We start from the raw sequence: 12,616 nt of genomic DNA on the forward strand, positions 1-12,616 counted from the left end.
TCTGTCTGAATTAAGAAGCAGTTGAACGTTTGTCATGATACATACTGTTATCAGCATGCAGAATCAGCTCATCGGCATCCTTACCATCATGAGGATAACAAGCAATACCAATGCTGGCACTGATATTCAGCATCACGCCATCATTTAATTCATAACCAACCGATAACTGTTCCCGTAGCTTTTCCGAGACTTGCATGGCTTCTTCCAGATTACTGTGGTTAACAATAATGGCGAATTCATCTCCCGCCAGTCTGGCAGCCGTGTCTGACTGACGAATTGATTCACGAATACGTTGTGCCACCAGGATCAACAACATATCGCCATTTAGATGCCCATAGTTATCGTTGACTAGTTTGAAATCATTGAGGTCGATATAAAGCAGGCAAAAGGGCTGTTTATATCGGGCTGATTCGGTAATGGCCTGATTCAGTCGATCATAAAATAAAACCCGATTGGGTAACTGCGTCAGACTGTCATGTGTTGCCTGCCACTGTAGGGCGTTTTCAGATTTTTTACGCTCGGTAATATCAATGACAACAACCAGCATTCTGTCCTCGTTGATTGGCGAAGAGCGGGCCATGAAAAAATGCTGTTTGCCTGACAGATTCAGTTCGTATTCGTAATAATCACTTTCTCCACTACCCAGCGTTTTTTGTAACGCCAGTAACGTCCGCTGCGCCAGAAAGTCAGGTAATGTTTCAGTTATATGTTTATTAATAAAGTCCTGTTCAGACATCAGCAATGGCACACCATCGCCGTGTTCAAAATCAATGATTTTGCCATTTTTATCAATGGTAAACAGCAGATCCGGAATGGCTTTGATAATCGCCTGATTACGCTGATAGCTTTGCTGCAGAGCCGCTTTGCTTTCAATCAGTTGTTTGTTTATATCCAAACGCCGGCCAATTAACCAGGCGGTGGCCAGAATCAGTAACATTAAGGATAGTGCGGTCAAAAAGCTGTTACGGAGATGGGCAAAACGGTAGTTGGAAATTAATTCATCGACTACGGCTCGATTTTCACCGACAAAAACGTGTAACTTCCATTTGGGCAATGTCTGATAGGCAAATTGATAATCACCACTAAAATGCTGATAAATCCCTTCACCGGTTAAGGGTAGTTTGTCTTTATCGCTACGATCTTTTACGTAATCCAGAGTTTGCCCAACTTCGAAGTTTCTATAGGGGACTCGAAATACAACTTCACCTTCTTGATGAACAATCGATGAAAATAGCTGGGCATTGACACTGATACCACTGAGAGCCCATGAAAAGGTTTCGATATCGATAACGGCGGCGATGACCCCTTGAAAATTATCGTTCGAATCATAAAGACCCCGACTGATCACCATAACCGGATCTGAATGCCCCCGGCCAGGAAGCATGGGTTTTGAAGTGAAAACGCCATCCGTTTTTGAGTTCTGATGCACTTTAAAATAGTCTCGCCCGGATAAATCCAACTGACTACGCTGATGCATGGGATAGCGTAACAGCCCATCCGCATTGATATGCAATAGAGCCTGCATTTCAGGATTATTTTGAGAATATTTCTCAAGGAGATAAGTATGAGGTGCAGAATTTTTAATAAAATCGGGATATGAACTGATCAGTTTCAACGTTTGATCAATGGCTTCCAGTTTAGATTCCAGTAACTGGGTCTGCATCAATGCCAGCAACTGGTTACGTTGCTCGATCTGTTGGTTAATTTGTGAGGAGTAGGCTGATAACTGCGATTGATAATTTTGATAAATGACCAGCAACGTCAACCCAATCAGCACGAAGGTATAAAGCAGTAGTTTGCTATGAATTGGGTAACGTAATCGTAAAACAGGTTTAGCAGACACCGGACAAACCTAATTAGAAACGGCAGTGGCGATCGACGGAAAATGAACTCCGTTCGCTGGATCGAAATAAGAAAAAAGTTGAGTCAATACAAAACAATGGTGTTATCTCAGCAAACAGGACTGTTACATTCTGATTCAAATATATCATTAATTACTAACTGAATTGGATTTGACATGATTAGGTGGCTAACTATAAGCTAGCTATCATGTTACAAGTTAAAGATATTCCTAACGCTGAAATATTACAGAAGTTTGCCGATCGTTACCCGCAAACCGACATTAAAAATGTCATGACATTTTTGAATCTGCTGCGCGTCGGTTCTGATTTGTCTTTGGGATTAAACAGCTATCTTGCGGAATATGACTTGTTACAGGGACGATGGTGGGTTTTGCTATTGCTGATGCGAGAGGATAACCTGAGTTCAACACCCTCAGCGCTGGCTGAAAAAGCGGGGGTTTCGCGAGCCACCATGACCGGTTTATTAGATGGGTTGTTACGCGATAAATTAATCAGTCGCGTGCATGGTAAGCGGGATAGACGGCAGATACTGATTCGAATGACCGTTCTGGGACAGGCAAAACTTGATGAGGTAATGCCTGGTTATTATCAACGTGTAAATCAATTAATGCAGGCGCTGAGCGAAACTGAAACAACCCAACTTATGTCGTTATTGAAAAAAATCTATCAACAACGACATGTTTTTGAAGATGAATCTCATCTTAAATAATGTTCAAAAAAAAAAAGGAATCTCTATGAAATTTTTAAATCGTTTATTACCCTTAAGTCTGCTTATTCTGGCAGTGAGTGCATGCAGTAACCCCGGTGCTGACTATGATGCACAGGAAGTCATTAATTCTGCCAATGAGCAGTGGAATGCTGCTTTCAACGATAAGGATCTCGATGCGTTAACCGAACTTTATGCATCACAAGCCACTTTGTCGCCCGGTGATGGCAATGTGTTGAATGGCCAGCAGGAGATTGCGGCACTGTTTCAGGGCTTTTTCGATAATGGGCTGCACAATCATAATATAACCACTATCGCCACTTATTCATCTGCAGGACAAGTCAGTCAATTGGCTAACTGGTCAGCAGATGTTGAAGGTGAAAATGGTGAAACGATGACATTTAATGGTGTATTGATGACAGTTCTGCAACAGAACGACCAGGATGAATGGGAAGTCGTTTCACATATCTGGAATATGGCTGAATAAATCCAACAGTCTTTGCAGCAAAAAAAGCCGATCTCAATGATCGGCTTTTTTTATGCTTGAGAGTTATTGCAAGGAAAACTTGCCTAGGTCATAAAGGCTATGCTAAAAACCCTATTGATTTTATGGTTTTTATAAGGATATTTCCGGTGAGCGCCTTACTGAAGCAACAAAGACACTCTCTTTTGGAAATGCTGTTTGATCGAGTACATGAAGGCATCATTATTACCAATGCCGATAATATCATTGTTGATGTAAACGATACATTATGTTCCATCACCGGTTATAGCAGAGACGAATTAATCGGCCAACAACCCAATATTCTAAGCTCCGGCAAACAAAGTAAAGCCTTTTACAGCACAATGTGGCAAAGCCTGTCAGATAACGGTTATTGGTCGGGTGAGGTGTGGAACCGTAAAAAAGACGGGTCATTTTATGCTGAAGTGCTGACGATTCATCGCACCACTGATCCGCAGACGGGTGAGATGTTTCATTTGGGACTGGTTTCTGATATCACCATGTTAAAGCAGCATCAGGCCGAACTGGAGCGACTGGCGCATTATGATGCGTTAACCGCTTTACCTAATCGAAATCTGCTGGTGGATCGCTTTGAACAGGCCATCGCCCATAGTAATCGTACGCAAACATTATTAGCGGTATGTTTTCTGGATCTGGATAACTTTAAACCCGTTAACGATGAGTTGGGACATAACGCCGGTGATGAATTACTGATTGAAGTCGCGCAGCGTATCAAGAGCATGTTGCGACAGGATGATACCGTTTCCCGTTATGGTGGCGATGAGTTTGTCATGTTGCTTGGTGAAATCAAAAACCGTCAGGATTGCGAACTGTTGCTGCACCGATTAACTGAAGAGCTAAGCCGACCCTATCTGATTGAGCACAATACCATCCGCATCAGTGCCTCGATTGGTTATACCGTTTATCCATTTGATCAGGGTTCGATGCAAACCCTGATCGAGCACGCTGATCAAACGCTGTATAAAGCAAAACTGGACGGTAAGAAAACCTTTCGCATGTATGAAACAGGGAACGAAGCCTGGCGTGATGAAAAAACCGAGCAGCTTTATGCTATTCGCCGGGCTTTGAGTGAAAACCAGTTTCAGTTACACATGCAGCCAAAAATCAATATGTGCAGTGGGGAAGTGGTCGGATACGAAGCACTGATTCGCTGGTTGCATCCTGAAAACGGACTGGTGTTTCCGCAACAGTTTTTGCCTTTAATTAACGGCACATCGTTGGAAATTCAGTTAGGTGAGTGGGTCATTCGTCAGGCGTTGAGTTATTTACAACAATGGCAGGCCGACTCTAAACAATGGAATATCAGCATCAACCTGTCGGCCTATCATCTTGGAAGTAATGGTTTTTTAAAGAGACTTGGCGAGATCGTTAATGAGTTTCCAGCAGTGGATTTACAGTATTTCCAATTTGAGATTCTGGAAAGTCACGCTCTGGATGATCTCAGTCTGATCGTTGATGTGGTCCGTCGTTGCAGGGATGAATTCTCTATTGCAACAGTGCTGGATGATTTTGGTACAGGATATTCATCACTGAGCCATATCAGGACTTTGCCAGTATCTGCGGTAAAAATTGATCAGACATTTGTGCGGAACATGTTAAATGATGTGGATGACTGCAAAATTGTAGAAGGTGTTATTGCACTGGCCAGATCATTTGATTTGGAGGTTATTGCAGAAGGCGTAGAGTCACTGCGCCACGGTCAGATTTTGCTCTCAATGGGCTGTGAACTGGCTCAGGGCTATGTGATTGCCAAACCGATGCCAGTGACGGAATTAACGCATTGGAAGCAACAATTTGAATTGCCTGAAGAATGGTTCAGTTATCGCTATCATCGCCAGCATTTGAAATGGACACAGTTAAACCTGTTTTATTTGTATCTGGAATTAAGCCTGGAAAGCCTTGAACAGCGTTTTGATGTGGACCCCGAAGAACTTGAACTGTGGCCAATTCTCTCAATTAAACAATCGCATTGTGGTGTCTGGTTGGAGCGAACAGAAAATCTCCAACTTATTGATAAAGAATGTCTGCAAATTCTAAAAGAAAAATATCGAAGTTTTCATCATCTGTTAACCATGACGATTAAACTCTATCAAGCCGGTAAAAAACAAACGGCCATGCAGAATTTCCAATCGCTCAGAACACGTTATCAGGATATGCATCAATTTGTTCATGCCAAACTAATGCAAATGCAGCCCGCTGAGTTGAATGCGGACAATTTGCAGGCCTTAACAAAAAATTAGGGCCATTGTCGCTTTGGTCAGCCTCTGAAAGAACAACAAGCCTTGGGCTGATTGCAATAGAAATGGGGATGAAAGAGCAATAGCCACTAGGATCCTTACTCCAAATTCACTATGATTAAAAACTTTGTTTAATAACAGGCTGGCCGGAATGCAAAATCGGAAGAGAATTTTCACGCTGACAATCAGCGCGCTGGTTTTGCTGGGATTTATGGCCACCAGTCTGATTGGCTACTTTGTGGCGCGGGATTCCACCAGTGACCAGCTGCAAAAACAAATGCTGCCGCTGACCAGTGATAACATCTATTCCGAAATTCAGCGTGACCTGTTGCAGCCATTGTTAATCTCATCATTGATGGCGAATGATACTTTTATGATTAACTGGGCTGAGAATGGTGAACAGGATCCCCAGCGTTTAGCCGAATATCTGGCGCAGATACAACGAAAATACAATACGATTACCGCTTTTTTTGTCTCTGAAAAAACGCGCAATTATTATCATCCCAAGGGCATTATCAAACAGGTTGATGAGTCAGATCCGGCGGATAGCTGGTATTTCACCACGCGAAAAATCACTACCGATTACGATATCAATATAGATTGGGATACCGCCGAACCCAATCGTATGAGCATTTTTGTTAATTATCGCGTTCTGAATCAACAAGGTGAGTTAGTCGGGGTTACCGGTGTTGGCCTGTCGATGGAGTCAGTGGCTCAACTGATTGAAAACTATCAACGACGCTATGGACGGGAAATCTATTTTGTTGATCGTCAGGGTGAAATTACGCTGCGAAGCAGTCAGTTTCAAGATGATATCTACCTGCAAAACAAAACCGGTTTAGATCAATTATTTATACAGATCCTCAGTAATCCGAGTGCGTCGGTGAGTTATGCGGCGAAAAACGGTAACACTATCTACTTAAACAGTCGTTTGGTTCCCGAATTTGACTGGTTTTTGATCGTCGAGCAAATCAACGATCCCGCCGCTGACCGGATTGAAACGGCGTTATGGATCAATATTGCGGTTTCTCTGGCTATCAGTATCTGTGTATTAATGCTTGCCCATTTCACTATCCGGGGCTACCAGCGTCGTCTTGAATTGATGGCGACTAAAGATAAACTCACCGGGGCGACCAGCAGACAGGTATTCGACTGGGTCTTTAATAAAGCGCAAAAAACTGCGTTACGTAAGGATTGGTCTTTATCAATGATCGTGCTGGATATTGATCATTTTAAATTGGTCAACGATAAATACGGTCACCAGTTTGGTGATCAGGTTCTCAAATCGGTGTCTCGGCTTATAAAACAAAAAGTGAGAGATGTAGACGTTTTGTGTCGCTGGGGTGGTGAAGAGTTTTTATTATTGTTAGAAAACTGTGATCAACAACATGCAGCACGGGTGGCAGAAACGATTCGCGAAGCTGTCAGCGAGCATAAGATCCGGGTTAAAGATGACAGTATCAGCGTAACCATCAGTGCCGGTGTGACAGAGTTTCAACTGGGAGAAAGCATGGATGATCTGATTGAACGTTGTGATCACGCCCTGTATGAGTCCAAAAATAAAGGCCGTAATCGTATTACGGTTTATTAGGGCTTGTTGAGCTTTCTATGACAACAGAGGTGTTTCTGAAAGATAAACTGGCCCTAATTCACCATCTTTGTGCGTAGTGCACCGTTTTGCACCACAAAGTCGCATGTTACTTACCTGTTTAAAATTAATGTGTAATTAAATTAATAAGTTACCTGTTGGCACAGTGCTTGCTCAAGCATATTTAATCGAAATGCAGGAGCGATCCATGAAAGAAAAATTAGTGCTGATAGGTAATGGTATGGCCGGTGTGCGAACACTGGAAGAATTACTCAAGTTAGCACCTGAAAAATACGACATTACCGTTTTTGGTGATGAGCCTTACGGTAACTACAACCGTATTATGCTTTCACCTGTGCTGGCAGGCGATAAAACCATCGATCAGATCATGATCAACGATCGGCAATGGTATATCGACAATGGCATTACCTTGCATGCCGGTAAAAAAATTACCCATATCAATCGTGTAAAACGCCAACTGGAAACCGCAGAAGGCGAAGTCTTTGAATATGATCGTTTATTGCTGGCCACCGGTTCTCGCCCATTCATGTTGCCCTTACCCGGTCGTGATTTGCCTGGCGTTATCAGTTTCCGCGATATTGCTGATGTCGATACCATGCTGGAAACTGCCAAATCCCATAAAAAAGCCGTTGTTATCGGTGGTGGCTTACTTGGTTTGGAAGCAGCCAATGGTTTGATGATCCAGGGGATGGAAGTCACCGTGGTGCATATTGCTGATGTGTTAATGAATCAGCAATTGGATAAACCTGCTTCGGATTTAATGTTGCATGAGTTGGAAGCCAAAGGGCTTAATTTCCTGATGTCGTATGAAACAGCAGCGATTGAAGGCAAAAAACGGGTTGAAAAAGTCGTCTTTAAAAATGGCACAGAAATCGATACTGACTTAGTGGTGATGGCGGTCGGTATTCGTCCTAATATTGAACTGGCACAATCTGCCGGAATTCATTGTGAACGCGGTATTGTGGTAGATGACACCATGCAGACCTTTGATCCTAAAGTTTATGCAGTGGGGGAATGTGTACAGCATCGTGGTTCAACCTTTGGTCTGGTGGCCCCGTTATTTGAACAAGCTAAAGTCTGTGCCAACCATCTGGCTCAAATGGGTATTGCACGTTATGTCAGCTCCATTACCTCGACCAAACTGAAAGTTACCGGCATTGATTTATTTTCTGCAGGTAACTTTATTGGCGATGAAAGTACTGAAGATCTGGTGTTCAAAGATGCTGCCCGTCATATCTATAAAAAGCTGGTCATTCAGGATGACAAGCTGATAGGTGCAGTTTTATACGGTGATACCGTGGATGGGGCATGGTACTTCCAGTTGATGCGTGATGGCACTGATGTGTCCAGTATTCGTGAGAATATGCTGTTTGGTCAGCACCATATTGGTGACTCTGGCCATGGTGCGAGCAATTCTGTCGATGGATTGCCTGATGATGCCGAAATTTGTGGCTGTAACGGTGTTTGCAAAGGCGATATCGTTAAAGCCATCAGTAAACACAGCCTGTTTACTCTTGATGAAGTCAAATCTCATACCAAAGCTTCTGCATCGTGCGGTTCCTGTACCGGTCTGGTTGAGCAATTACTGGCATCGACGCTGGGCAGTGACTTTAACGATACGCCAAGTAAAAAACCCATGTGTGGTTGCACCAGCATGAGTCATGGCGAAGTGAAAAACGCCATTAAAGAACAAGGTTTGAAAACCATTTCTGATCTGATGGTCGCCCTGGAATGGAAAAATGCTGATGGCTGCCACTCATGCCGTCCAGCATTAAACTATTATCTGCTGAGCACTTGGCCAGACTATCAAGATGATCCTCAGTCACGTTTTATCAACGAGCGGGTTCATGCCAATATCCAGAAGGATGGTACCTATTCAGTGGTGCCACGGATTTGGGGTGGGGTTACCAACGCCAATGAGTTACGTGCTATTGCCGATATCTCGGATAAATATAAAGTACCCACCGTAAAGATCACTGGCGGTCAGCGCATCGATTTGCTTGGTGTGAAAAAAGATGATCTGCCGAAAATGTGGGCTGATCTCAGTGAAGCGGGCTTTGTTTCAGGTCATGCTTACGGTAAATCATTACGTACCGTGAAAACCTGTGTGGGTTCAGAATGGTGTCGTTTCGGTACTCAGGACTCCACCGGCTTGGGCATCAAGGTTGAAAAAATGACCTGGGGTTCATGGACACCGCATAAATTCAAAATTGCTGTATCAGGTTGTCCGCGTAACTGTGCTGAAGCCACCATCAAGGATTTCGGTATTGTCTGTGTTGATTCAGGCTACGAACTGCATGTCGGTGGTAACGGTGGTATCAAAGTTCGTGCGACTGATTTCCTGTGCAAAGTCGCTACTGAAGAAGAAGCGATGGAATACTGTGCAGCCTTTATGCAGCTTTATCGTGAAGATGCCCATTATCTGGAACGTACCGCACCGTGGATTGAACGGGTGGGACTGAAAAGCGTTCAGGCCAAAGTGGTTGATGATCATGACAACCGCAAAGTCCTGGCACAGCGGTTTTACGAGTCACAGGAAAAATCGCAGGACGATCCCTGGGCGGAACATGCTGCCAAACAGCGCGAAAACTATATTCCCATCAAGCAAGTAGGTTAACAACAGATGCAAAATTGGACTGAAGTAGGATCGGTAGAAAGCGTACCGCAAAAAGGCTCACGAGTGATGACAACGCCGGATGGGGATGTGGCGATTTTTCGGACCAGTGGTGATGAGGTCTTTGCCTTATTTGATCAATGCCCGCATAAAAAAGGTCCGTTATCCCAGGGGATTGTTTACGATAAACGTGTAGCCTGCCCATTACATAACTGGGTGATTGATTTAAGCAGCGGTGAGGCCACTGGTCCAGACGAAGGTTGCACCCGTTCATTTGATACCAAAGTCGAAGACGGCCTGATTTACATTGCACTCTGAGGATTGACTGTTGGCACAACACGCAACACAAACAACTTGTCCCTATTGTGGCGTCGGCTGCGGCGTTTTAGCTGCTCCGCAAACCGATGGTACGGTCGCCATAAAAGGTGATCCGTCCCATCCCGCTAATTTAGGACGCTTGTGTTCAAAAGGTTCTGCTTTAGGGGAAACCGTCGGTCTGGATAATCGTTTGTTGTATCCACAGGTAAATGGCAAACGGGTTGACTGGGATAACGCATTGAACCATGTCAGTGACCGGTTTAAACAGATCATTGATGAACATGGTCCGGAGGCCGTGGCGTTTTATGTGTCAGGTCAAATTCTGACCGAAGATTACTATATGGCCAATAAACTGATGAAAGGTTTTATTGGCAGTGGCAATATCGAGACGAATTCACGCTTATGCATGTCTTCTGCAGTGGCCGCGCATAAACGTGCATTTGGCAGTGATACGGTGCCGTGCAGCTATGAGGATCTCGAACAAACTGATCTATTGGTGATTGTCGGTTCCAATACTGCATGGTGTCATCCGGTACTGTTTCAGCGTATTACTCAGGCCAAGCAAAACCGGCCGAATATGAAAGTGGTAGTGATTGACCCCCGAAAAACGGCCACCTGCGATATCGCCGATTTGCATCTGCCATTACGGCCAGGTGCGGATGCGTTTTTATTTAATGGTTTGCTGAGCTATCTCAAACAGCATGACTGTATCGACTGGCATTATCTTGAGCAATATGTGGAAGGCTTTGCATCATCACTGGATTCGGCGGGAAAAACCGCGGCCAATATTCCACAAGTGGCACGTCAGACGGAAATATCGGAAGCCGATATAGCAAAGTTTTATCAATTGTTTGCTTCGACTGAAAAAACGATCAGTCTGTTCTCTCAAGGCGTTAATCAATCGACCAGCGGCACGGATAAATGTAATGCCATTATCAACTGTCACCTGGCCACTGGTCGGATTGGCAAAGTCGGTATGGGGCCGTTTTCCATTACTGGTCAACCCAATGCGATGGGCGGGCGTGAAGTCGGTGGCTTGAGCAATCAGCTGGCGGCTCATATGGAAATAGACAAACCAGAACATCATGATCGTTTGTCACGTTTCTGGAATACCGATCGCTTAACCAATACTGCCGGTCATAAAACTATTGAGATGTTTCATGCGATAGAGCGTGGCGACATCAAAGCTGTCTGGATTATTGCCACCAACCCGGTGGTGAGCATCCCGGATGCTGATCAGGTCAAGAGAGCGTTGGAAAGCTGTGAATTGGTCATTGTTTCTGAAATTGAAAAGCAAACGGACTGCACCGAATTTGCCGATGTACTGCTGCCGGCGCTTGGTTGGGGCGAAAAAGACGGCACTGTCACCAACTCTGAAAGACGTATCAGTCATCAACGGGCTTTTTTACCAGCACCCGGTGAAGCTAAAGCCGATTGGTGGATGCTCAAGGAAGTCGGCAAACGTATGGGCTTTGCTGAACAGTTTCAGTTTGAAACGGCCGTAGATGTCTTTCGTGAACATGCCAGATTGTCTGCCTTTGAAAATCAGGGACAGCGTGATTTTGATATTAGCGCTCTGGCCAATATCACCGAGCAGGAATATGAATCGTTGCAACCCATTCAGTGGCCAGTGACCGAAAATGCGCCTCAGGGCACAGCGAGAATGTTTACCGATAATCATTTTTATACCGCTTCCGGTAAAGCCAGAATGATTGCGGTTGACCCGCATTATCCGCAAAACGAAGTCGATGATACCTATCCTTTAGTGTTAAACACCGGCCGTATCCGTGATCAATGGCATACCATGACCCGCACCGGACGGGCACCCAGATTAAATGCGCATATCAGTGAACCGATGATTGATATGCACCCGGTCGATGCCGGCCACTGGCAGATCCAGAACAAGGCTCTGGCCCAGGTTGAAAGCAAATGGGGACGACTCACCGGAAGGGTGAATTTAACTCAGGATCAACGCCCGGGCAGCATCTTTGTGCCTATTCACTGGAATGGACAGTTTGCCTCACAGGCACGTGTCGACACATTGGTCGCACCCCTAACCGATCCCATTTCCGGTCAACCCGAGTCCAAACATACCCCGGTGAATGTACGTCCATTTTTGCCGCGCTGGCATGGTTTTATTTTATCCCGCAAGCCATTGAGCCTCACTGAAACAGCCTATTGGGTCAAAGTCAAAGGTCAGCAGTTCTGGCGCTATGAACTGGCTGGTGAAAACTGGGTAGAGCAACCACTTGAGTGGATTCAGAATATTACAGAACAGCAAGGTGAATGGATCGAATTCAGTGACCAGCGAGCTGGCCGCTATCGTGCTGCCAATATTGTTGATAATCAGTTACAGACTGTGATGTTTCTGGCTGCCGACCATTATCTGCCAGAACGTGGCTGGCTATCTCAATTATTTTCAGAAGAAACACTGGATGGAGCTGCCCGGCAGAGTCTGCTTGCAGGCCGTCCAGGGCCGGGACAGCAGGATAAAGGCAAAATGGTTTGTGCCTGTTTCGGTGTTGGCGAAACCACCATTAAAGACGCTATCCGTAAAGGTGAAGCCAAATCGGTTGATGATATTGGCCGATGTTTAAAAGCAGGGACCAACTGTGGATCCTGCATTCCCGAATTAAAACAGTTGTTGGCTAATTCCTGACAGCTGTCAGGGCAGAGCTTGTTTCTGCCTTAACAAATTGACGAGTGTTGTGTATTTACGATGATGCATTGCCCTCTGAACCGCCCAG

8 protein-coding genes are annotated in these 12,616 nt (G+C 44.8%); 7 read left to right on the forward strand and 1 reads right to left on the reverse strand.

The genetic code is table 11. The annotated features are described in order from the left end of the window. Positions 1–10: 10 nt before the first annotated feature. On the reverse strand, positions 11–1,843 hold the full coding sequence (locus B3S93_RS04675) for a sensor domain-containing diguanylate cyclase (RefSeq protein WP_292399550.1): 1,833 nt from the start codon (positions 1,841–1,843) through the stop codon (positions 11–13). Between the two features lie 206 nt (positions 1,844–2,049). Between B3S93_RS04675 and B3S93_RS04680 the strand changes: the two genes are divergently transcribed. From B3S93_RS04680 to B3S93_RS04710, 7 genes are all read left to right on the forward strand, one after another. Beyond that, the gene (locus B3S93_RS04680) at positions 2,050–2,571 is read left to right on the forward strand and encodes a MarR family winged helix-turn-helix transcriptional regulator (protein WP_292399548.1); all 522 of its coding nucleotides are present in this window, start codon (positions 2,050–2,052) and stop codon (positions 2,569–2,571) included. A 25-nt stretch (positions 2,572–2,596) separates the two neighbouring features. Further along, positions 2,597–3,055: a YybH family protein gene (locus tag B3S93_RS04685; protein ID WP_292355729.1), complete on the forward strand. Its 459-nt coding sequence runs from the start codon at positions 2,597–2,599 to the stop codon at positions 3,053–3,055. Positions 3,056–3,201: 146 nt separating this feature from the next. Continuing rightward, positions 3,202–5,331 (forward strand): putative bifunctional diguanylate cyclase/phosphodiesterase, encoded by a 2,130-nt coding sequence (locus B3S93_RS04690; RefSeq protein WP_292399545.1) that lies wholly within the window; start codon positions 3,202–3,204, stop codon positions 5,329–5,331. A 148-nt stretch (positions 5,332–5,479) separates the two neighbouring features. Next, positions 5,480–6,919: a sensor domain-containing diguanylate cyclase gene (locus B3S93_RS04695; RefSeq protein ID WP_292354117.1), complete on the forward strand. Its 1,440-nt coding sequence runs from the start codon at positions 5,480–5,482 to the stop codon at positions 6,917–6,919. Positions 6,920–7,124: 205 nt separating this feature from the next. Next, complete coding sequence (nirB, locus tag B3S93_RS04700) at positions 7,125–9,554, forward strand: nitrite reductase large subunit NirB (protein WP_292399542.1); 2,430 nt, start codon at positions 7,125–7,127, stop codon at positions 9,552–9,554. Between the two features lie 6 nt (positions 9,555–9,560). Beyond that, positions 9,561–9,869, forward strand: coding sequence for a nitrite reductase small subunit NirD (nirD, locus tag B3S93_RS04705; protein WP_292399539.1), 309 nt, complete (start codon positions 9,561–9,563; stop codon positions 9,867–9,869). A 10-nt stretch (positions 9,870–9,879) separates the two neighbouring features. After that, positions 9,880–12,528, forward strand: coding sequence for a nitrate reductase (locus tag B3S93_RS04710; protein WP_292399536.1), 2,649 nt, complete (start codon positions 9,880–9,882; stop codon positions 12,526–12,528). Positions 12,529–12,616 lie beyond the last annotated feature (88 nt).

The sequence above is a fragment of the Methylophaga sp. UBA3613 genome (genome assembly GCF_002375415.1).
Taxonomy (GTDB): Bacteria; Pseudomonadota; Gammaproteobacteria; order Nitrosococcales; family Methylophagaceae; genus Methylophaga.

Coding starts and splice junctions, on each gene's coding strand:
- B3S93_RS04695 (WP_292354117.1), top strand. CDS start 5,480: ATGCAAAATCGGAAGAGAATTTTCACGCTGACAATCAGCGCGCTGGTT.
- nirD (WP_292399539.1), top strand. CDS start 9,561: ATGCAAAATTGGACTGAAGTAGGATCGGTAGAAAGCGTACCGCAAAAA.
- B3S93_RS04685 (WP_292355729.1), top strand. CDS start 2,597: ATGAAATTTTTAAATCGTTTATTACCCTTAAGTCTGCTTATTCTGGCA.
- nirB (WP_292399542.1), top strand. CDS start 7,125: ATGAAAGAAAAATTAGTGCTGATAGGTAATGGTATGGCCGGTGTGCGA.
- B3S93_RS04680 (WP_292399548.1), top strand. CDS start 2,050: ATGTTACAAGTTAAAGATATTCCTAACGCTGAAATATTACAGAAGTTT.